The 21,685-nt window shown below is 38.4% G+C and carries 19 protein-coding genes and 3 other annotated features; of the genes, 15 read left to right on the forward strand and 4 right to left on the reverse strand.

From position 1 onward, the window contains the following. Positions 1-109: 109 nt before the first annotated feature. The gene (gene dnaN, locus K5Q07_RS00340) at positions 110-1,246 is read right to left on the reverse strand and encodes a DNA polymerase III subunit beta (protein ID WP_220729096.1); all 1,137 of its coding nucleotides are present in this window, start codon (positions 1,244-1,246) and stop codon (positions 110-112) included. Between the two features lie 167 nt (positions 1,247-1,413). Further along, positions 1,414-2,757, reverse strand: coding sequence for a chromosomal replication initiator protein DnaA (gene dnaA, locus K5Q07_RS00345; protein WP_220729097.1), 1,344 nt, complete (start codon positions 2,755-2,757; stop codon positions 1,414-1,416). Positions 2,758-3,244: 487 nt separating this feature from the next. On the opposite strand from dnaA, the gene rpmH reads away from it, so the two are divergent. The 6 genes from rpmH (at position 3,245) to mnmG (ending at position 9,010) form a co-directional block, all read left to right on the forward strand. Continuing rightward, entirely contained in the window at positions 3,245-3,379 is a 135-nt protein-coding gene (rpmH, locus tag K5Q07_RS00350; protein ID WP_034530627.1) for a 50S ribosomal protein L34, read from the forward strand. A gap of 60 nt (positions 3,380-3,439) precedes the next feature. Then, positions 3,440-3,802: a ribonuclease P protein component gene (gene rnpA, locus K5Q07_RS00355; protein WP_054607084.1), complete on the forward strand. Its 363-nt coding sequence runs from the start codon at positions 3,440-3,442 to the stop codon at positions 3,800-3,802. Beyond that, positions 3,802-4,635, forward strand: a complete 834-nt coding sequence (gene yidC, locus K5Q07_RS00360) for a membrane protein insertase YidC (RefSeq protein ID WP_054450956.1) — start codon at positions 3,802-3,804, stop codon at positions 4,633-4,635. The genes rnpA and yidC overlap by 1 nt, the downstream gene beginning before the upstream one ends. 106 nt (positions 4,636-4,741) lie before the next feature. Next, the gene (gene jag / locus K5Q07_RS00365; protein WP_220729098.1) at positions 4,742-5,470 is read left to right on the forward strand and encodes an RNA-binding cell elongation regulator Jag/EloR; all 729 of its coding nucleotides are present in this window, start codon (positions 4,742-4,744) and stop codon (positions 5,468-5,470) included. A 178-nt stretch (positions 5,471-5,648) separates the two neighbouring features. Next, the gene (mnmE, locus tag K5Q07_RS00370) at positions 5,649-7,040 is read left to right on the forward strand and encodes a tRNA uridine-5-carboxymethylaminomethyl(34) synthesis GTPase MnmE (protein ID WP_220729099.1); all 1,392 of its coding nucleotides are present in this window, start codon (positions 5,649-5,651) and stop codon (positions 7,038-7,040) included. Positions 7,041-7,081: 41 nt separating this feature from the next. Further along, a complete protein-coding gene (gene mnmG / locus K5Q07_RS00375; RefSeq protein ID WP_220729100.1) occupies positions 7,082-9,010 on the forward strand; it encodes a tRNA uridine-5-carboxymethylaminomethyl(34) synthesis enzyme MnmG in 1,929 nt (642 codons plus the stop codon). Positions 9,011-9,055: 45 nt separating this feature from the next. Here the strand turns inward: mnmG and K5Q07_RS00380 are convergent, their stop codons facing one another. Next, positions 9,056-9,517: a hypothetical protein gene (locus tag K5Q07_RS00380; protein WP_220729101.1), complete on the reverse strand. Its 462-nt coding sequence runs from the start codon at positions 9,515-9,517 to the stop codon at positions 9,056-9,058. Between the two features lie 213 nt (positions 9,518-9,730). On the opposite strand from K5Q07_RS00380, the gene lepB (K5Q07_RS00385) reads away from it, so the two are divergent. After that, entirely contained in the window at positions 9,731-10,369 is a 639-nt protein-coding gene (lepB, locus tag K5Q07_RS00385) for a signal peptidase I (RefSeq protein WP_220729102.1), read from the forward strand. 15 nt (positions 10,370-10,384) lie between these two features. Next, a complete protein-coding gene (gene lepB, locus K5Q07_RS00390) occupies positions 10,385-11,020 on the forward strand; it encodes a signal peptidase I (RefSeq protein WP_220729103.1) in 636 nt (211 codons plus the stop codon). Between the two features lie 25 nt (positions 11,021-11,045). On the opposite strand, the gene K5Q07_RS00395 is transcribed toward lepB (K5Q07_RS00390), so the two are convergent. Continuing rightward, the gene (locus tag K5Q07_RS00395; protein WP_220729104.1) at positions 11,046-11,618 is read right to left on the reverse strand and encodes a hypothetical protein; all 573 of its coding nucleotides are present in this window, start codon (positions 11,616-11,618) and stop codon (positions 11,046-11,048) included. Positions 11,619-11,847: 229 nt separating this feature from the next. On the opposite strand from K5Q07_RS00395, the gene K5Q07_RS00400 reads away from it, so the two are divergent. The 7 genes from K5Q07_RS00400 to K5Q07_RS00430 all read left to right on the forward strand — a co-directional run bounded on the left by K5Q07_RS00400 (position 11,848) and on the right by K5Q07_RS00430 (position 21,610). Beyond that, positions 11,848-13,185, forward strand: coding sequence for an aspartate aminotransferase family protein (locus K5Q07_RS00400; protein ID WP_220729105.1), 1,338 nt, complete (start codon positions 11,848-11,850; stop codon positions 13,183-13,185). Positions 13,186-13,208: 23 nt separating this feature from the next. Then, a complete protein-coding gene (locus tag K5Q07_RS00405; RefSeq protein ID WP_220729106.1) occupies positions 13,209-14,525 on the forward strand; it encodes a C1 family peptidase in 1,317 nt (438 codons plus the stop codon). 14 nt (positions 14,526-14,539) lie between these two features. Further along, positions 14,540-15,865, forward strand: a complete 1,326-nt coding sequence (locus K5Q07_RS00410) for a C1 family peptidase (protein WP_220729107.1) — start codon at positions 14,540-14,542, stop codon at positions 15,863-15,865. Between the two features lie 51 nt (positions 15,866-15,916). Beyond that, positions 15,917-16,140 (forward strand) — a binding site (T-box leader). 49 nt (positions 16,141-16,189) lie between these two features. Next, positions 16,190-16,418 (forward strand) — a binding site (T-box leader). A 32-nt stretch (positions 16,419-16,450) separates the two neighbouring features. Beyond that, positions 16,451-16,672 (forward strand) — a binding site (T-box leader). Between the two features lie 48 nt (positions 16,673-16,720). Next, complete coding sequence (locus K5Q07_RS00415; RefSeq protein WP_220729108.1) at positions 16,721-18,022, forward strand: argininosuccinate synthase; 1,302 nt, start codon at positions 16,721-16,723, stop codon at positions 18,020-18,022. Continuing rightward, a complete protein-coding gene (argH, locus tag K5Q07_RS00420; protein ID WP_220729235.1) occupies positions 18,012-19,412 on the forward strand; it encodes an argininosuccinate lyase in 1,401 nt (466 codons plus the stop codon). Before K5Q07_RS00415 ends, argH begins: the two co-directional genes overlap by 11 nt. Further along, complete coding sequence (locus K5Q07_RS00425) at positions 19,402-20,892, forward strand: ABC transporter substrate-binding protein/permease (RefSeq protein ID WP_220729109.1); 1,491 nt, start codon at positions 19,402-19,404, stop codon at positions 20,890-20,892. The genes argH and K5Q07_RS00425 overlap by 11 nt, the downstream gene beginning before the upstream one ends. After that, positions 20,876-21,610: an amino acid ABC transporter ATP-binding protein gene (locus K5Q07_RS00430; RefSeq protein WP_285289170.1), complete on the forward strand. Its 735-nt coding sequence runs from the start codon at positions 20,876-20,878 to the stop codon at positions 21,608-21,610. The genes K5Q07_RS00425 and K5Q07_RS00430 overlap by 17 nt, the downstream gene beginning before the upstream one ends. Positions 21,611-21,685 lie beyond the last annotated feature (75 nt).

Raw genomic sequence — 21,685 nt, forward strand, 5'->3', positions numbered from 1 at the left:
TCTTAGACTAAAATGACAAAAATTAAAACAATTATTAATTCGTAAATTAAAAAAACGCGGCTCTTTATTAGACAAGAGTCGCGTTTTATTAGATGAATTATTAAAATCCCTAGAAAGTACGCACTGGGGTGATTAATTCGATGAAGTTTTCAGCATCTTCAGAAGGAACAAGGGTGAATGGACGTAGTGATGATGTGAATGAAACATTGATCATTGAGTGTCCAAAGGCACGTAGAGCGTCCTTCATGTAATCAGGGTTGAAAGAAATTTCTAAGTCATTTCCAGCAACTTCCTTGCTTTCAACTTCTTCTTCAACGTTACCAACGTCTGGAGAGTTACCAGAGATGGTTACTTGTTTAACATTTGCCTTGATAGTTAGCTTAACAACATTATTTCTTGATTCGTGAGATAGAAGAGAAGCTCTTTCGATAGCGCCAAGTAGTTCGTAGGCATCGAATTGAACGTCAGTTTCTGATTCTTTAGGAATCAATCTTGAAGTATCAGGGTATGTTCCTTCAAGTAATCTTGAGTAGAAGTAAGTGTTACCAATAGTGAATAGTACTTGGTTTTCGGTGATCTTCATCTTAACGTTTTCAGTATCGTCTGAAATCATCTTTGATAGTTCAGAAAGGCTGCTACCAGGGATAATAACGTCGTATTCGCCTTGGTTATCAGGTAGGGCCACTTTACGTTGACTTAGACGGTGTGAATCGGTTGCTACAGCAAATAAAGTACCGTCCTTTAGCACAAAGTGAACACCAGTTAGAATAGGGCGACTTTCTTGGTTTGATACCGCAATAACAGTTTGGTTAATGATTTCCTTGAACACATCACCTGATAATGAAATTTCGTTATCGTTTTCGATTTCAGGTAAGTGAGGGTAATCCGCTGCATCTAAACCGTTAATAGTGAATGATGAAGTTCCTGAAGTGATTTCAGTTTGGAAACCATTTGCCACAGAAAGTGTCATTTTATCACTAGGTAATTTCTTAACGATTCCACTGAAGAATCTAGCAGGTAAAACAATTGAACCTTCTTCTTCGATGATTAGTTCGTTGTCAGCATCGTTTTTATCAATAACAGTTTCGATAGAAACATCAGCGTTGCTACCAGTTAAGATCAAACCTTCGTTTGATGCTGTTAGCTTAAGACCAGTCAAAATAGGAATAGTGGTTTTTGATGAAATTGCTCTTGAAACCATGTTTATTCCTTGAATGAATGCTGATCGTTTGATTGAAAATTTCATTTTGAATGTCTCCTCGCATGTATTATTTAATATTAATTAATATATATAGTTAAAACAGTAGTAGTAGGGCCTGTGTATACTGTGGAAAACTCGATATACACTTACGGACGCAAAGTTTTGCACATGTGGATAACTTGTGGATAAGTCACCATGTTTTTCCACACCCATTATCTCTCTAAAGTTTCTTTTAGTTCTTTAATTTGGTCCTTGATTGTTGAATCAGTTTGAACTGCATCGGCAATTTTATCGTAAGCATGGATAACAGTTGTATGATCCTTACCACCAAAGGCGTTACCAATCTTTGGAAGAGAACTATTAGTTAAGGTACGGCTTAAATACATTGCTATTTGACGAGGGATAACGATGGTTTTAACACGTTTTTTCCCTTTTAAATCGTCTATAGAAACGTTGTAGTAATTTGAAACTGATTTAATGATACTTTCAACCGTAATTTCAGGTTTTGAATCGCCTCGATTAAGGCCACGTAGGGCTTCTGAGACTAAATCAGTTGTAATCGGAACTTTTTTGAAGTTAGCAAATGCATGTACACGTGACAATGCACCTTCTAGCTCACGAACGTTTGAATCAAATTGACCAGCTATGTAGTTAAGCGTATCTGGGGGAACTTGAATCCCGTCTGCTTCTGCTTTCGCACGCAAGATAGCAATTCTTGTTTCTAGGTCTGGAGGGGTAATATCTACCGGAAGTCCCCAGGCAAATCGTGAAACCAAACGATCTTGTAACTTGGCAATTTCGTTTGGTAGACGATCAGAAGTTAAAACAATTTGTTTTTTATTTTCATACAAATCATTGAATGTATGGAAGAATTCTTCTTGAGTTCCATCCTTATCAGCGAAGAATTGAACATCATCAACTAGCAATGCATCAACGTTTCTGTATTCACGTCTGAATGCTTCGGTTTCATTATTTTGAATTGCATTAATGAAATCGTTCGTAAATGATTCACTAGTTACATACATAATGTTTGCACTTGGATTGTCTTGCAAAATTTTGTTACCAATTGCGTGCATCAAGTGGGTTTTACCTAATCCAACACCTCCGTACAAAAGAAGTGGGTTATACATTTTTCCTGGATCTTCTGAAACAACTAGCGCCGCTGCATGCGCCATTTGATTACCTTTACCGATAACGAAGGATTCGAATGTATAGTTAGGATTTAGATGACTGTTTTGTAAGAATTCATTGTCATTTGCGCTGCTTGAATTCTCTTTTGCTGCGTCATCTGGCTTAGCTGAACCTTTAAGCTCTTCTTCTAAAACGAATTTTGGAACGATATCTCTTTTAGTAATTTGGTATGAATACTCTACTAAAGAGTCCTCTAACTTATCTTTCCAATAATCACGATGGAGAGGAGATGGAAGTTCTAGCGTTAGCTCATTTCCGACTAAGCTAATGGGCTTAACTGTATCAATCCATGTTGAATAGGTTGTAGTGGAGTAATTTTTTTCAAAAGCTTCACTGATTGCTTCCCATAATGAGTCTTTATCCATGAATCATTTCCTCCCGTTAAAAATCTTTAGTAATTTTACCATTAAAAAAAAAAGTTTTCCACAAGCACGATTACTTGTGCATAATTGTTTCACACCTTGTTGATTTCATTTTCCACACCCTGTTGATAACTTGATTAAAATTATCTCATTTTTTAGTTTTCCACAGAAAATTGTTAATAATCCACAGGTGAGTATACCCGATATATCAATAAAAACAAAAAGTTATGCACAATCTGTGAATAAAAATAATAACAGGCTGTTTACTTGTGGAAAACTTGTGGAAAAGCCTGTTGATTGGAAAATTTTAATTAACAAGAAAAATATAAAAATGTGTATGAAACAAATTAAAATGTGGATAAAGAATAGATCCATTTAGGGAAAGATTTTGATTTTTATGTTCCATCATTAATTTTTTTATGGTATTATGTTTAAGAAATGTATTTGACATAGAAAAGAAACATACAAAATATATAAGGGAGGGTTAGTAATGAAGAGAACTTACCAACCAAAGAAACGTAAGCACGCACGTACTCACGGTTTCCGTAGTCGTATGAGCACTAGCAACGGTCGTAAAGTTTTAGCTCGCCGTCGTAAAAAGGGTAGAAAGTCATTGACTGTATAGACCACTGACCATTCAGTGGTCTTTTTCATTATATTGAACAAAATTTAATGGAGATGGATTATGCGTAAGTCATATCGCGTCAAAAAAGAAGCAGAATTCCAAAGTGTTTTTGAAAAACATAATTCAGTTGCCAATCGGACTTTTGTTATTTATCAAATGGAAAAGCCTGATCAACCTCATTTCAGAGTTGGTATCTCAGTTGGTAAAAAGATTGGAAATGCCGTTCATAGAAATTGGGTTAAAAGACGAGTTAGACAAAGTTTGACTGAATTAAAGCCATACTTAAGACAAGATGTTGATTTTTTGGTTATCGCTCGTCCAAGAGCAGATCAACTATCAATGGAAGAAGTTAAAAAGAACATGGTTCATGTTTTAAAATTAGCAAACTTGCTTGATTCTGATTATGTTGAGGGAGAAGACTAATGAAAAAATTTAAAAAGTATCTTTCACTTACTTCAATTTTAGGATTGGTATTTTTCTTGACTGCATGTAGTAATAAACCAATTACTTCACACAGTACTGGTCTATGGGATGGAGTTATCGTACTTAATTTCTCAAGAGCCATCATTTGGTTAGCCAAATTCTTCGGTTCTAACTATGGAATGGGTATCGTTGCTTTCACCATCATCGTTCGTATCATTATCTTGCCTTTGATGATCTATCAAACCAAGAGTATGAAGAAGACCCAAGAACTACAACCTAAGTTAAAGGAACTGCAAAAGAAGTATTCATCAAAGGATACTGAAACTGTCAAGTTACTTCGTGAAGAACAACAAAAGCTATACGCTGAAGCTGGTGTTAACCCAGTTGCTGGTTGTTTGCCACTATTAGTTCAATTACCAATCTTGTGGGCCTTATACCAAGCTATCTGGCGTACAGATGTTTTGAAGTCAGGTCATTTCCTATGGTTACAATTAGGACACAAAGACCCATACTTTATTATGCCGGTTCTAGCCGCCGTATTTACTTTCATTAGTTCATGGCTAGCAATGAAGTCACAACCTGAGCAAAATGGGATGACTAAGGGAATGATGTTCGGGATGCCCGTTATCATTTTCTTCATGGCACTAAATATTCCTGCTGCGATCTCAATTTATTGGGTAGTAACAAATGCCTTCCAAGCTGTACAAACATTGTTTATTCAAAACCCTTGGAAGATTCAAAGAGAACGAGAAGAAAAGCTTCGTGCTGAAAAGCAACACAAGCGTAATGTTGAAAAAGCAATTCGCAAAGCTAAAAAATCTCGTCGTAAATAAGAAAAAAGCGTCTGATTTTACAATCAGACGCTTTTTTTGTGTATCATTGCACCGCCAGTTTGTGATATTATTAATAACATAGTTTATTTTTAAAAGGAGTCCCAACATGTCAACATTTACTGCTAAAACAGTCAGTGAAGCGATCGAGGAAGGACTAAAGTCACTAAACGTTGATAAGAGCAATGCTGATATCAACATTGTTCAAACAAACCGTAAAGGCTTTTTTGGAATCGGAAAACGTGATGCAATCGTCGAAATCGACGTTAAAAACCATCAAAATGCATCAAACTCTCAAGAAATCGCAGCAACACCAGCAAAAAACGTAAAGATTAACAATCAACCTGAAGAAACAACAGAAACTAAGAAACGTCATCATTCAAATGAACAAGCCATGGAAGATCTAGTGGCTTATTTGAAGCCAATTATCGAAGAATTGGGCGTTTCAGCCGAATTACAACCTAATATTATTAACCGTAAGTTCGCTCGTATTAACTTTAAGACTGAACAAGAAGGTCTACTAATCGGTAAGCATGGTCTAACCATCAATGCTTTACAAAACTTGGCACAAATCTACTTGAACCACATCGGATACAGCCGTTTGTCAATTCAACTAGATACAGCCGATTACCGTCACCGCCGTACTGAAATTTTGAAGAAATTAGCTGAAAAAACAGCTAGAGAAGCGGTAGCAACTGGACAACCGGTATACCTAGATCCTATGCCTTCTTTCGAAAGAAAGGTTATTCATAACCAACTAGAAGACAATTTATACGTCAACACATTCTCATCAGGTCGCGAACCTTACCGTGCTGTCGTTGTAGAACCACAAGGATAGTCATATAAATTGACAAAACCGGATAAAGTTTTTATTATATAAAGTATCATTCTTATCAGAGATAGATGAAGTAGTCAAAGTGCTTTATCCATGCTGAGTTTTTTTGGCGTGGAGTGGGCACTTTTTTTGTGCGTTAAGCCACAAAACGGATTTTGATAATTAAGAAAGGAAGAGGAACATGGCAACGACTACAGATTTTGATACAATCGCAGCGATTTCAACACCACCTGGTGAAGGGGGAATCTCCATCGTTAGAATCAGTGGGGATGACGCTTTAAAGGTAATTAGTAAAATTTATCGAGGCAAGGACTTAAACAAGGTTGCCTCACACACCATTAACTACGGACACATCTTCAATCCAGACACTAAAGAAGACGTCGACGAAGTAATGGTATCAGTAATGAGAGCGCCAAAGACTTACACATGTGAAGACGTGATTGAGGTTAACTGTCACGGTGGTATCTTAGCCACTAACACCATTCTTCAATTGATTCTAAGTTATGGTGCCCGTCTTGCTGAACCTGGTGAATTTACTAAACGTGCATTCTTGAATGGTCGAATTGACCTTTCACAATCAGAAGCAGTCATGGATGTTATTGACGCCAAAACTACCCGCTCTATGAAGGCTGCTGAAAGCCAACTTGAAGGAAACCTTTCAAGACTAATTAGAACGCTTAGACAACAAATTTTGGACGTTTTAGCAAATGTCGAAGTTAACATCGACTATCCTGAATATGACGATGCCGAAGTAATGACTTCTAAGTTATTGAAGGAAAATGCGGTTGATTTAAAAGCTAAGGTTGAAAAACTACTAGAAACTGCCAAGCAAGGTCAAGTTCTAAGGGATGGACTTGCTACTTCTATCGTTGGTCGTCCAAATGTTGGTAAATCAAGTATCTTAAACCACTTATTACACCAAGATAAGGCCATCGTTACAGATGTTCCAGGAACCACTCGTGACGTGTTGGAAGAATACGTTAACGTTAAGGGGGTTCCTTTGAAATTAGTCGATACTGCCGGAATCCGTGAAACCGAAGATAAGGTTGAAAAAATCGGTGTGGAACGTTCAAGAAAGGCCATCGCTAGCTCAGACCTAGTGCTATTGGTATTGAACTACTCTGAAAAACTTTCTGATGAAGATCGTCAATTAATCGAATTAACCAACGATTCTAAACGAATTGTTATCTTGAACAAGACCGACTTACCTCAACAAATTGATGTTGATGAAGTTAAGAACTTAGTTGGTGCAGAAAATGTAATTACTACCTCTGCCATTCAAGATAACGGAACTGAACCACTTGAAGAAATGATTGCTAAGCTATTCTTTACTCAAGGGATTCAAAGTTCACAAAACGATGTTATGGTTACAAACGCCAGACACGTTAGTTTGTTACACAATGCTAAGGAATCACTAAATAGCGTAATTAACGGATTGGATGAAGGCCTACCAGTTGATTTAGTTCAAATGGACATGCACGCATGTTGGGAATCACTAGGTGAAATTACCGGTGATAGCTACAACGGTGAGCTATTAGATCAACTATTCAGCCAATTCTGTCTAGGAAAATAGTCAATTGTTTCATGTGAAACATTTTTAATGGAGGAAAACAAATGAGCCAAATCGTAAGTGAAGAAAATATCCAATACGATGCCGGTCAATACGACGTTATCGTCGTTGGTGCCGGCCATGCTGGTAGCGAAGCTGCACTTGCTTCTGCCAGAATGGGAAACAAAACAATGTTAATCACAATCAACTTGGACATGGTTGCATTCATGCCATGTAATCCATCATTAGGTGGACCTGCCAAGGGTACTGTGGTTAGAGAAATCGATGCACTAGGTGGGGAAATGGGTAGAAATATCGATAAGACCTACGTGCAAATGAGAATGCTAAACACTGGTAAGGGACCTGCCGTTCGTGCATTACGTGCGCAAGCCGACAAGCATGCTTACCACCGTGCAATGAAGGAAACTATCGAAAAACAACCTAACTTGGATCTAAAACAAGGAATTGTTGATTCACTAATAGTTGAAGACGGTGTCTGCAAGGGTATCGTGACTTTCACCGGTGCTAAGTACTACTCAAAAACAACTGTTATTTGTGCCGGAACAGCCGCTCGTGGAAGAATCATCATTGGTGAACTAAGATATTCTTCAGGTCCAAATAACTCACAACCTGCATTGAAACTATCAGAAAACCTAGAAGAATTAGGTTTCGAATTGAAACGTTTCAAGACTGGTACACCTCCACGTGTTAACGGTCGTACAATTGACTTCTCTAAGACAGAAGAACAACCAGGGGATGAAGAAGTTAACCACTTCAGTTTTGAAACTCCTGATGACAAGTACATTCCAGTGAAGGACCAACTATCTTGTTGGTTAACTTACACCAACGAGCACACTCACCAAATCATTCGTGACAACCTAGACCGTGCACCTATGTTTACCGGTGTGATTGAAGGGGTTGGACCTCGTTACTGTCCATCAATCGAAGATAAAATTGTTCGTTTTGCTGACAAGAACAGACACCAAGTCTTCTTGGAACCTGAAGGTCGCGAAACCAACGAATACTACTGTGATAGTCTTTCAACTTCTCTTCCGGAAGAAGTACAACAAAAGATGTTACACAGTGTTGCTGGACTAGAACACGCCGAAATGATGAGACCAGGTTACGCCATTGAATACGATGTCGTAGCACCTTACCAATTAAAGCCAACATTTGAAACTAAGGTTGTTAAGAACCTATACACTGCCGGTCAAACTAACGGTACTTCAGGTTACGAAGAAGCCGCTGGACAAGGTCTATATGCCGGAATTAATGCTGCATTACGTGCGCAAGGCAAGGACCCAATGGTTCTAAAACGTAACGAAGCATACATTGGTGTGTTAGTTGATGACTTGGTAACTAAGGGAACTAACGAACCTTACCGTTTACTAACTAGTCGTGCCGAATACCGTCTACTTCTAAGAAACGATAACGCCGACTTCCGTTTAACTGAAAAGGGGCACGAATTAGGCCTAATCTCAGACGAAAGATACAACAAGTTCTTAGAAAAGAAAGAAGCAGTTATCAAGGAACTAGACCGTCTAGATCACACTCGTATCAAACCAAGTGATGAAGTAAACGAATTCGTTGAAGCTCATGGTGATAAGCCACTTAAGGATGGTATCTTGGCATCTGTATTCCTACGTCGTCCATACGTAACTTACAACACATTGTTGAAGTTCATTGAACCAGCTGAAAAGCCATTAGGTCGTCGTGTGGTAGAACAAGTTGAAATCAGGACTAAGTACGCCGGATACATCAAGAAGGCCGAAGAAAACGTTGCTCGTATGAAGAAGATGGAAGCTAAGAAGATTCCAGATGACATCGATTATGACGCAATCGACAGTTTAGCTACCGAAGCTCGTCAAAAACTAGAAAAGATTAGACCACGTACTGTGGCTCAAGCTTCTAGAATTTCAGGAGTTAACCCTTCAGATGTTGCCATTTTAGGTGTTTACATCCAACAAGGTAAAATCGCTAAAATCAAAAAATAGGTAAAATAAAAATCCGTCTAAACTATGTTTAGACGGATTTTTTTGTTATCTAATGCAGCTATTTAAGAGGGTGTATAGGAATGATGATATGATTCCTGGAATCAAGACGTTTTTAAGTAGCCTGAATTGGTATTTAAAATATTCGGATGATTTTTCGCCCTTAATTTTTACTGATCTATGTTTTAAAATGGAATGATTTGCTGATACTGTGAAGCAAATGATTGAAATTGTCAGTAAAACCCACATAATCGCCCAAAAAGCGGCGTATGCGTAGTTTCCATCGATTATGTAGATAATTACTGCCGACATGTTTAAAGCGTCAATATAGACGGTATAAATGGACAAAAATGCTAAGAAGATTCTAGTTCGTAACATCGAAATGATTGCGTATAAGATGGCAACTTCAATAAAAATTAGCATTTGTGGGATGGCGGTTAGGAAGTTTGCTTTTAAAATCACATGCAGTGACATGGCTTCCTTATCAATATTGAATGTTCCCCATAGCACAGACAGTAAAAACCATACTAAAAAGGCCCCGAGGATGTTCTTATGTATGTTGAGATTTCCGATTTTTTTGATGCTTAGTCATTCCTTTTATCATGTAATTAAAATATTAACAATTAAATTATACTTATAAGTGCGAATTATCACAAGGAAATTATTTCAAACTATTTGTGAAATAATGATACAATGGGAATATCAAAATTAGGAGCAACAAAAATGGAAAAATCTACCAAAGATAATAAAAATAAATTTTTAAAAGAATGCCTAAGCTGGCTAATCTACCTAGTTGTATTGGGAGGGATTTACCTAACAATTACCCACTTCATTACAATGGCAACCGTTGATGGTCATTCAATGGATCCTAACCTATACAACGGAGAAAAGATGTTGGTATTAAAACAAGCCGACATTAAACGTAATAATGTCATCATTTTCGATGCCCATGGCGAAGATCCAGAAGCGACCGCTAATGACTACTACGTAAAACGTGTTATCGGTCTACCAGGTGATACCGTTTCATACAAAGATGGCAAGCTATACGTAAATAACAAGGTCGTTGACCAAAGCTTTATCAGTAAAAAAGAGCTAAATGTAGGAACGCGTTATAACCTTAATGGTGACAATATTAAAGACTGGGATATCTCTAAATTGTCCAGATCTAAATGGGTATACAATAAGAATGTGAAGGTCGTGCCAAAGGGTGAATACTTCGTATTAGGTGATAACCGTAGCATTTCAAACGATAGCCGATACTGGGGATTTGTAAAGAATTCTAAGGTATTGGGTGTTGCTAAGTTATTCCCATGGTCAGGTACTGCTAAGCACCGTCATAACGTTAATGACTTAGCTGAGTAGAGGAGAGTTCAATCCATGAAATTAACTGGTAAACAAAAGAGTTTATTATCATGGGTTATCTACCTGTTATTCCTGGTATTAGCCTGGTTTGCAATTAAAAGTTTTGCGACAGTAGTTAAGGTTGATGGTCATTCAATGGATCCCAACTTATACACTGGACAAAGAGTTTTAGTGATGAAAAGAGCCGCGATTAAACGCAATAGTGTGATTGTATTTGATGCGTTTGGTGAAGATCCTACCAAGCTCGCCACTACATATTATGTAAAACGTGTGGTTGGGATTCCCGGTGATAAAATCGTGTATAAAGACGGTAAACTATACATCAATAACAAGCTATATAAGCAAGACTATATTAGTAAAGAACAGGCGAGCGTTGGGACACGCTATAAATTTCAAACTGATGTCATTAAGAACTGGGATATCACTAAACTATCTAGAGAAAAATGGGTAGATGATCAAGATGAAAAGATTGTCCCTAAAGGGATGTACTTCGTATTAGGTGATAATCGATTAATCTCAAATGACAGCCGTTATTGGGGATTTGTTGAAAAAAGAAAAGTATTGGGTGTTGTGTACGCATTCCCATGGTCAGGAAATGCCACACAGCGTTACAACATTAATAGTTTACAAAATAAAAAAGCGTTGAATTAACTTCAACGCTTTTTTTGTTGGTTATTTATTTGTTTTCAGATGTGGTTGAAATTGAAGTTGATGCATCGCTAGCAGAAGCGGCTGTACTATTTACGACAGAATTTGATCCATCATTGTTAATGTTTGATGGTTTGGTAACTTGAGTTTGGACATTATCCGAAGTGACATTTGAATCGTCATACATACGGTTGTTTAAAGTCATACCAGAAGCACTAGTATCATTAATAATCATAGTCTTAACTTCTTTTTTGGCTTTCTTTTTTCTGCTCTTCTTAGTCTTTTCGACTACCTTTTTAGCTTTTTTAACCTTTTTAACGGGCTTTAATTGGTATTCAGGAACGTAACCACCTAATTTGGGTAGGAATAGGAAGTTTGATCCATTGAAACGAACGCGGTTACCCACGTGCATGTGCCCAATTCGTTTGAAGTAACGGTATCTCATCATTGTGTGACGACCGTGATTTAGTTTTCCATATTTATAAACGTTAACAAATTCGCTTCGGTTAGTGTAAGTTTGGTTAGCGGATGCATGGACAGTAGTACCAATCAAGAATACGGCACCTACAGCTGCAAAAGCAGCGGCTACTTTCTTTTTCATTATTGTTTCCTCCTGGGAATGTAAAAATATTCTCATATATATATAATAATCTACCAGTAAATACAGAAATATCAAGCCAAATAAACTGATTTAACTTAAATGTAACGTTTAAAATAATTATCCACATGTTGACAACTCTAATCAGTCAGATATAATCAATTACAATTAAATTAGAAAACGATTAGAAATTAATCGTTTTCTAATAAATATATGGAATGAGGTGTTCAATATGAAAAATCAAGAAATTTTGCATGACGAAGACGAATGTTTCGCATCAGCTTCACGTATCAAGTACTTTGATATGGTAATTGAATCGGGTGAAGGTGCGATTTTAAAGGACGTCGAGGGAAACGAATACATTGATTTATTAGCGAGCGCATCCTCAACCAACACAGGACATAGTCATCCACACGTAGTTGATGCAATCACCAAACAAGCTCAAAAGCTAATCCAATACACTCCCGCATATTTTGCCAACCTACCAGCTGCTAAATTAGCAAAGAGATTGACCGCAATTGCACCAATCGATGGACCGGCTGAATTATCATGGGGAAATTCAGGATCAGATGCCAATGACGCACTAATCAAGTTTGCTCGTGGATATACTGGTCGCCAAGACGTTGTTAGTTTTACTGGAGCATACCATGGTTCTACATACGGTTCAATGAGTGCATCCGGCGTTAGTTTGAACATGAACAGAAAGATGGGACCTCTAATGAGTGGCTTTTACAAAGTACCATTCCCAAGCCCTTGGTATCGCGAATCATACGAAACTGAAGATGAGTTTGTAGATCGTATGTTCGAAGAGTTTAAGTTACCTTTTGATACATATTTACCTGCCGACGAGGTAGCGGTCATCTTGATTGAACCAATTCAAGGTGACGGCGGAATCGTCAAAGCACCAGAAAAGTACCTAAAGAAAGTATACGAATTTGCTCACGAACACGGCATCTTATTTGCGATTGATGAAGTTAATCAAGGCATGGGCCGTACCGGCAAATGGTGGTCAATTCAACAATTTGACGGCATTTACCCAGATCTTATGACCGTTGGAAAATCATTAGCTTCTGGTTTGCCACTAAGTGCCGTTATCGGTAAAAAGGAAATTATCGAATCACTTGAAGCGCCAGCTAATGTATACACCACCGCCGGAAACCCTGTCACCACAGCGGCTGCCATGGCAACAATTGATATCATCGAAGATGAACACCTACTAGAACGCAGTGAGCGTTTGGGCGCCAAATCCAAAGTATTCTTTGATAGAATGAAAGAGAAGTACAATTTTGTCGGCGACGTTAGAATGTACGGCTTGGACGGTGGTATTGATATCGTCGATCCTAAGACTGGTAAAGCTGACGTTAAAGTAGCGACAAAACTAATCTATCGTATGTTTGAGCTAGGGGTAATTATGATTACCGTTAGGGGAAATGTACTAAGATTTCAACCACCTTTGGTAATTACCGAAGAACAACTAGAAAAGGCCTTTGATGTTATCGACCAAGCGATGGACGATGAAGCAAATGGTCGCATCCAATTCGATAAGGCAATTGGTTGGAGTACTGATTAATAAGCTAATTAGGGGTGTAATTAATGGCTCATACTAAGTTAACGCAAGCTGACTTTGATGCAATGCGCGAACAATATGATAAAGATCCAAAAAACAAGGTATTACAACGTTCCATAATGAAAAACGGGATCAATAATACTGCCAAAGATAATCGAGTTGTGGCCAAATTAAACCACACATACTCTGTTGAAATCGATACTGGTAAGGTATCAAATCAAAAACGTTCTGGTCGTTGCTGGCTATTCTCATTATTAAACGTTTTAAAACACGATTTTGCGAAACGCTACGACGTAAAAGACTTTGAATTATCTCAAAGTTACCTATTCTTCTGGGATAAGGTCGAACGTGCTAACATTTTTTACGATCACATTGTCGATACTGCTGATAAGCCTTTCGATGATCGTGAACTTCGCTGCTACTTAGCCGCACCAGGTGCCGATGGTGGTGAATGGGGCATGGCTGTTGCACTAGTACAAAAGTACGGTGTGATGCCAACTTCTGCCTTTCCTGAAAGTAATGTAACGGAAGATACATCCGATTTAAAGGAGGTATTGAACCGTAAGTTGCGTCGTGACGCAATGGTATTGCGCGACATGATTCATGCCGGTAAAAGTGATGCCGAAATTGCTGAAAAACGTAAGGAAATGCTAAAGGAAGTTTACAAAATTGCTGGTTTCGCCTGTGGTGTTCCACGTGAAACATTTACTTTTGAATACCGCGATGACAAGCAAAACTACCATGTCGAAGAAAACATCACACCTAAACAATTTTTCGATCAATACTTCGAAATCAATTTAGATGATTACGTCGTTTTGGGTAACTATCCCAACCGTAAAATGGAACAATTATTCCGTAACAAGGCCGGTCAAAACGTCGTTGGTGGTCGCCAAGTTGAATTCTTAAACATGCCAATGGATGTATTAAAGGATGCTGCAATTGCGCAATTAAAAGATGGCGAAACTGTCTGGTTTGCCAACACCGTGACCGAACAATCAGATCGTCAAAATGGTCTTTTGGACGACAATTTATACCGACGTGGTGAATTGTTTGATATCGATATGAACATGGACAAGGCCCAACGTTTGGATTACTACGACAATATTCCTAACCACGCGATGACACTTACTGGGGTCGACATTGTCGACGACAAGCCAACTAAGTGGAAGGTCGAAAACTCCTGGGGTGAAAAGGTCGGCGAAAAAGGTTACTTCGTAATGGCTGATAACTGGATGGACAATAACGTCTTCGAAGTTATCGTTAACAAGAAGTACCTAACCGATTCACAAAGACAACTATTAGAACAAACCCCAGTCGATTTAGACCCTTGGGCAGCGGTATAAGGAGGACGTAGATAATGACTGAAACAAAAATTACCGAACAAGATCTAAAAGAATTACGTGCGGCCTACGAAGAAAATCCTACCAATGCGATTTTGGAAAGAACCGTAACACAAAATGGAATTGGCAATGTTTCATACGATGAAACAGCCACTGAAAAACTAAATCCCATCTTTTCTGTTGAAGTGAAGACTGGTAAGGTGTCAAACCAAAAACAATCTGGTCGTTGCTGGATGTTTGCACTATTAAATACCTTAAAGCACCAATTTGGCGCTAAGTATAATGTCAAAGATTTCGAACTATCACAAAATTATCTATTCTTCTGGGATAAGATTGAACGTGCCAATATCTTTTACGACCGCATCATAAATACTGCGGACAAGCCACTAGACGACCGTACCGTTCAATACTTCCTAGAAGTAGGGCCAGGTGCAGATGGTGGTCAATGGGCAATGGCTGTAGCATTAGTTCAAAAATACGGTGTTGTCCCAACCACTGCGTTTAGTGAAACTAACGTTTCCGAAAGTACCAGTGATTTGAAATCGATTTTGAATTACAAACTAAGAAACGATGCACTTAAACTACGTAACATGGTAAATGATGGTGTGTCTGAAGAAGATATCCATGACGCTAGAGAACAAATGCTAGCCGAAGTTTACAAGATTGCTGCGTACTCACTTGGCGTGCCTCCGAAGACTTTTGACTTCGAATACAGGGATGATAACGACAATTACCACATCGATCGTGACTTAACCCCTAAGGCATTCTATGAAAAGTACCTATCAGATGCGGACTTAGACGATTACGTGGTTCTAAGTAACGCTCCTGACAAGGAATACGACAAGATGTATCGTTTATCAGCTCAAGAAAACGTGGTTGATGGTAGAAAGATTGAATTCTTGAACCTACCAATGGAAGACCTAAAAAATGCCGCAATTGCGCAATTAAAAGACGGTCAAGCCGTTTGGTTTGCTAACGACATTGCACGTCAATCTGACCGCAAAAAAGGCTTCTTAGCAGAAAATCTATACCATTACGATGAACTTTTTGATGTCGATTTATCAATGAGCAAAAAAGAACGTCTACAATACCATGAAGCTAACGTTTCACATGCCACTGCATTAACCGGTGTCGATTTAGTCGATGACAAACCAACTAAATGGAAAGTGGAAAATTCATGGGGATCAAAGAATGGTGTCAACGGATATTTCATCATGGATGATGGTTGGATGAACGAATATGTATACGAAATTGTAATAAATAAAAAATATTTATCTAATGATAAAACCGCGCTATTAAGCCAATCTCCGGTCGAATTAGCCCCTTGGGATTCGTTAGAATAAAATTAAAGCATTGCAATTTTTCTGAGAAGGTATTAATATAAGTGACAATCAAATAAGACGTTGAACAGGAATTTTAATTATTGAGTGTTTCACAGGAAACTCACGGTTATGAGAGTGAGTAACACGGTAGTTAAATCGTACCTGAGAGTCATTTTTCGAAATGAGTAGAAAAAATCGTAGGCGGCGTTAACGCTGAAGTTATTATAACTTCTCGAGCTAGTATTCGTGAGAGTGCTAGGAATTGAGGTGGAACCGCGATTTTATTCGTCCTCTTGGATATCTTATCCAAGAGGATTTTTTTATACCCAAAAATAAATATCAATTTTAAAAACAGTGATTAGGAATTTTAGTTAATTCAGTCATTTACAGAGAACTTAGCAAAGCCGGGTGAGAGCTAAGGATGACATTAATTAAATCGTACCTATGAGTTTGAATTCGAAATGAGTAGAATTCACCGTTAACGCGTTATCGTTAAAGTTTGTATGAACTTTATGAGCTGATGTTCGTGAGAATGTCAGAAACTGAGGTGGAACCACGATTAGTCGTCCTCTAGGATTTATTCCTAGGGGACTTTTTTATATAAATATTTGCATGATGATCAAGAATTTAATCAAACCAATCATTTACAGAGAAATTAACGTTGATGAGAGTTAATAATGACATTTGATTAATCGTACTTGTGAGTGAGCTTCGAAATGAGTAGAAGCAAACGTTGGCGGCGTTAACGCGGAAGTCATTGACTTTATGAGCTAGCATTCGCGAGGGGGTTAGAAATTGAGGTGGTACCGCGGTTACATCGTCCTCTATAGAAATTAAAATTTCGTTGTTTATATACAAAAAAGGAGGATGTTTCACATGAAACAATCAAAGAAAATCGTTTTAGCATATTCCGGAGGATTAGATACATCAGTTTCAATCGCATGGTTGATCGAACAAGGTTTTGACGTAATTGCCTGCTGCATTAATGTAGGTGAGGATTACGGAGAACACAAAGATTTAAACCAAATTAAAGAAAAAGCATTAAAGGTTGGTGCTATCAAGTCATACGTGGTTGATGCACTAGACGAATTCGCAGAAGACTTCCTACTAACGGCATTAGATGCTAACGCAATGTATGAAGGGCAATACCCATTGAGTTCAGCTCTATCTCGTCCTTTAATGAGTCAAAAGCTAGTTGAAATTGCTCACCAAGAAGGTGCCGAATACATTTGTCACGGATGTACTGGTAAAGGAAACGACCAAGTTCGTTTCGATGTCGCTATCCATTCTCTAGATCCAAAATTGACAGTGGTTACTCCAGTTCGTCAATGGCACTGGAACAGAGAAGAAGAAATCGAATTTGCTAAGAAACACAACATCGATATTCCAATTGATTTAGATTCTCCATACTCAATCGACGCCAACATCTGGGGACGTGCTAATGAATGTGGTGTCCTAGAAAATCCATGGAACCAAGCTCCAGAAGATGCCTTCGATATTACTAAACCAATCGAAGAAACACCTGACCAACCAGAATTTATGGACATCACCTTTAAACAAGGTAAACCAGTCGCAGTTAACGGCGTTGAAATGAGCTTCGCAGAAGTTATCAAAAAAGTTAATATCAGTGCCGGTGAACACGGTGTCGGTCGTATCGATCACATCGAAAACCGTTTAGTCGGAATTAAATCCAGAGAAGTATACGAATCACCAGGTGCTACCGTATTGCTAAAGGCCCACAAGGCAATGGAAAACCTAACTATGGAAAGAGATTTAGCTCACTTCAAGCCAATGGTTGAACAACAAATCGCTAACCTTACTTACAACGGTTTATGGTTCTCACCATTGATGAAGTCACTAAAGGCATTTATCCAATCATCACAAGACACAGTCAGTGGAACAGTTAAGGTGAAGTTATTCAAGGGTAACGTTTACGTAGTCGCTTCTAAGTCAGATGAATCACTATACGATGAAGACCTAGCTACTTACACCGCAGCCGATTCATTCGATCAAAATGCTTCAGTTGGTTTCATCAAACTATGGGGACTACCTACTCAAGTCGCATCACAAGTAAAACAAAAAAACTTACAAAAGAACTTCATGAAAGATGTTATGAAGACTAAAACAAAGGAAAAGGTACTAGTTGAAAACAAGTTAGAAGGTGAATCTGATGAGTGAGAAACTATGGGGAGGTCGTTTTAACGGCGACGCCAACGACTTATTCTTGAGGCTCGGAGCCTCAATCAATGTTGATATCAAAATGGCAAACGAAGACATTGAGGGCTCAATTGCCCATGCCACCATGTTAAGCAACGTTGGTATCATTACAGAGGCCGAAAAAGACCAAATCGTAAACGGTCTAAAAGAGATTAAAGAAGAATTCAATGAAGGAAAACTTCATTTTAGTTACCAAAACGAAGATATTCATATGAATGTTGAAACGGTGCTAACCGAAAAAATCGGTGCTGTCGCTGGAAAGCTACACACCGCTCGTTCTAGAAATGATCAAGTGGCATTAGACTTTCACTTATACCTAAAGAAACGTCTACCACAAATCATTGCACTGATTAGGAGCTTTCAAAGCGAATTGGTCAACCTAGCCGATGAAAATTTAGAAACCATCATGCCAGGATATACCCATTTACAACACGCTCAACCAATCTCACTTGCCCATTACCTAATGGCCTACTACGAAATGTTGGACCGTGATGCCGATAGGTTCGAATTTAACCAAAAGCACACCAACATGTCACCAATTGGGGCGGCGGCATTAGCAGGAACCACATTCCCAATTGATCCACATTTCACCGCCAATGAATTGGGTTTAGATGCACCTTACAACAATTCCATCGATGCTGTATCGGATAGGGATTTTGCAATTGAATTTCTAAGCAATGCTTCAATTCTAATGATGCACTTATCAAGACTATGCGAAGAAATTTGCTTATGGTCTAGCTACGAATTCAAGTACGTTGAACTATCAGATGCATTCAGCACTGGAAGTTCAATCATGCCACAAAAGAAGAATCCTGACATGTGTGAACTAATCAGGGGTAAAACCGGAGTGGTATACGGTCACCTAAATGCTTTACTAGCAACGATGAAATCATTGCCACTGGCATATAACAAGGATTTACAAGAAGACAAGGCTGGCGTGTTTGATACAGTCGAAAACATCGAACCAATCCTACAACTAATGACCGAAATGATTGCTACAATGCAGGTCAACAAGGATAAAATGCTACAAGCGGTCGAAAAAGACTACTCAAATGCAACTGAATTAGCTGATTACTTATCAGCCAAGGGATTACCATTTAGACAAGCTCACCGTATCGCCGGTGAATTGGTCGCAAAATGCATAAACGAAAATTGCTACTTACAGGATCTACCATTAGAACAACTACATAACTATTCAGACTTGTTTGAAGAAGACATATATGAAGATTTGAAACCACACGTCGCAATTCAAAGAAGAAAGAGTTATGGTTCAACCGGTTTTGATGAAGTCCATAAACAGATTGAAAAAGCGAAAGAAAAACTAAAGGGAGAAATGAATCATGAAGAATAAAATGAAACATTCCGTGTTAATTACCATGTTGCTAATGATTGCAACACTATTCGTGACAGCATTCACTGTTCCAAGTGTTCAAGCATCAGCTTCCGATAACTCACTACAACAAATTAAGCAAAAAGGTTATATCGTAATGGGAACCGCCCCAGATTATCCTCCATACGAATTTATTGGAAAAGATGATGGTGGATCAAAGGTTTACGGTGCCGATATCGAATTAGGTAAGGCCATCGCCAAGAACTTAGGAGTAAAATTAAAGGTTAAATCAATGGGATTTGATTCACTATTAGTTGCTCTTCAAACCAAGAAGGTTGACATGGTTATTGCAGGGATGAACGAAACTCCTGAAAGAGCCAAGAGTGTCGACTTCAGTAAGACTTACTACTCATCTGGATTGAGTTTGGTATTAAACAGTGCCGACGATAAGAAAATCAAGTCATACAAGGATCTTCAAGGTAAGACCATCGGTGCTCAAATCGGATCAGTGCAATACGACGCTGTGAAGAAGGGTATCAAGAACATTAACCTAAAGGGAATGGAAAACATCAACGATTTAATTCTTGCTTTGAAGTCGGGAAAAATCACAGCTATTCCACTAGACACTGCTGTAGCTCAAGCCTACGCAGCCCACAACCCAGGTCTAAAGATTATTGACGCTAAGATGCCTGGTCAAGAAAGTCAAAACAAGATTGCATTCTTCAAGGGGGCTACTAGCTTAGAAAACGCTGCTAACAAGACAATTGATAAGGTTAACAAGGATAACCTATACACTAAGAAATTCGTTCCAGCGGCCGCAAAACACATCACTAACAATAAGTCACAATCACAATTTGAAACAATGTGGCAATACAAGAACTTCTTTATCTCAGGTATCGAATACACAATGATCATCTCAGTGGTATCGGTATTCTTCGGTATCATCTTAGGTATTATCTTTGCGCTAATGAGATTAAGTCACAACTGGCTATTGCACTCAATCGCCGTTTGCTACATCGAATTCATTCGTGGAACACCTCAATTAGTTCAAATTATGTTCATCTACTTTGGTCTAGGAACTGTCGTTAACGTTCCAGCCTTAACTTCAGGAATTATCGCTATTTCTATTAACTCTGGAGCCTACGTCGCCGAAATCATTAGAGGGGGAATTAATTCTATCTCTGATGGTCAAAGCGAAGCTGCATTATCACTTGGTCTATCCAAGAAACAATCAATGCAATACATCGTGTTACCACAAGCCTTCAAGAACATCTGGCCTGCACTTGGTAACGAATTAGTAACCTTGATCAAGGATAGTTCACTAGCATCCGTAATTGGGGTTGGAGAACTAATGTATCAAATGAGAGCAGTCCAAGCTGACACTTACTTGGGTGTCGCACCAATCGCTGTCATTATGGTCATTTACTTCGTAATCACATTTACAATTTCTAGAATTATGAAACACTTAGAAGGGAAGATTAGCCATGGAACCAATGATTAAAATTGAAAATTTAACTAAAAAATTCAAAAATAATACCATCTTTTCTGACATCAATGCTGAAGTCCACAAGGGCGAAGTAATCTCACTTTTAGGTCCTTCTGGTGCCGGTAAGAGTACTTTCCTTCGTTGCATTAACATGCTAGGTGAACCAACTTCTGGAAAGATTCTATTGGATGGTAAAGACCTAGTAAGTAGTTCTGAAAAGGAACTAATTCAATTAAGAACCCACATCGGAATGGTGTTCCAAAGCTTTAACTTGTTTGAAAACAAGACAGTTATCGATAACATCACACTAGCACCCATCAAGGTTAAGAGTATGAGTAAGGAAGACGCTGAAGTAAAGGCACACGAATTACTTAAGACCGTTGGCCTAGATGACAAGGCAAACGTTTACCCAGACAGCCTATCAGGTGGACAAGCACAACGTATCGCAATCGTACGTGCGCTAGCCATGGATCCTGAAGTAATCCTATTCGATGAACCAACTTCAGCATTGGACCCTGAAAAAGTCGGTGAAGTACTAAGCGTTATGCAAGACTTAGCTAAGAAGGACATGACCATGATTATCGTTACTCATGAAATGGAATTCGCTAAAAATGTTTCAGATGAAATTTGGTTTATGGATGACGGAAAGATTCAAGAAAAACAAGCTCCACAAGACTTCTTCGCAAATCCCCAAACCCCTAACGCCCAACGTTTTTTAAGCAAAATGATTTAATCTGTTTATAAATACGTAAAAAGACCAACATAAATGTTGGTCTTTTTGATTATTCTCATTTTATTTTGTACAATA

Origin of the sequence: Apilactobacillus zhangqiuensis (assembly GCF_019656215.1) — a bacterium.
In the GTDB taxonomy this organism is placed as follows: Bacteria; Bacillota; Bacilli; order Lactobacillales; family Lactobacillaceae; genus Apilactobacillus; species Apilactobacillus zhangqiuensis.

Excerpts from the sequence above, each read along its gene's own strand:
- dnaN (WP_220729096.1), bottom strand. The coding sequence starts at position 1,246 with ATGAAATTTTCAATCAAACGATCAGCATTCATTCAAGGAATAAACATG.
- K5Q07_RS00430 (WP_285289170.1), top strand. The coding sequence starts at position 20,876 with ATGGAACCAATGATTAAAATTGAAAATTTAACTAAAAAATTCAAAAAT.
- K5Q07_RS00400 (WP_220729105.1), top strand. The coding sequence starts at position 11,848 with ATGAAAAATCAAGAAATTTTGCATGACGAAGACGAATGTTTCGCATCA.
- K5Q07_RS00425 (WP_220729109.1), top strand. The coding sequence starts at position 19,402 with ATGAAGAATAAAATGAAACATTCCGTGTTAATTACCATGTTGCTAATG.
- K5Q07_RS00410 (WP_220729107.1), top strand. The coding sequence starts at position 14,540 with ATGACTGAAACAAAAATTACCGAACAAGATCTAAAAGAATTACGTGCG.
- mnmG (WP_220729100.1), top strand. The coding sequence starts at position 7,082 with ATGAGCCAAATCGTAAGTGAAGAAAATATCCAATACGATGCCGGTCAA.
- K5Q07_RS00395 (WP_220729104.1), bottom strand. The coding sequence starts at position 11,618 with ATGAAAAAGAAAGTAGCCGCTGCTTTTGCAGCTGTAGGTGCCGTATTC.
- K5Q07_RS00415 (WP_220729108.1), top strand. The coding sequence starts at position 16,721 with ATGAAACAATCAAAGAAAATCGTTTTAGCATATTCCGGAGGATTAGAT.
- rnpA (WP_054607084.1), top strand. The coding sequence starts at position 3,440 with ATGCGTAAGTCATATCGCGTCAAAAAAGAAGCAGAATTCCAAAGTGTT.
- K5Q07_RS00405 (WP_220729106.1), top strand. The coding sequence starts at position 13,209 with ATGGCTCATACTAAGTTAACGCAAGCTGACTTTGATGCAATGCGCGAA.
- lepB (WP_220729103.1), top strand. The coding sequence starts at position 10,385 with ATGAAATTAACTGGTAAACAAAAGAGTTTATTATCATGGGTTATCTAC.
- yidC (WP_054450956.1), top strand. The coding sequence starts at position 3,802 with ATGAAAAAATTTAAAAAGTATCTTTCACTTACTTCAATTTTAGGATTG.
- jag (WP_220729098.1), top strand. The coding sequence starts at position 4,742 with ATGTCAACATTTACTGCTAAAACAGTCAGTGAAGCGATCGAGGAAGGA.
- rpmH (WP_034530627.1), top strand. The coding sequence starts at position 3,245 with ATGAAGAGAACTTACCAACCAAAGAAACGTAAGCACGCACGTACTCAC.
- lepB (WP_220729102.1), top strand. The coding sequence starts at position 9,731 with ATGGAAAAATCTACCAAAGATAATAAAAATAAATTTTTAAAAGAATGC.
- mnmE (WP_220729099.1), top strand. The coding sequence starts at position 5,649 with ATGGCAACGACTACAGATTTTGATACAATCGCAGCGATTTCAACACCA.
- dnaA (WP_220729097.1), bottom strand. The coding sequence starts at position 2,757 with ATGGATAAAGACTCATTATGGGAAGCAATCAGTGAAGCTTTTGAAAAA.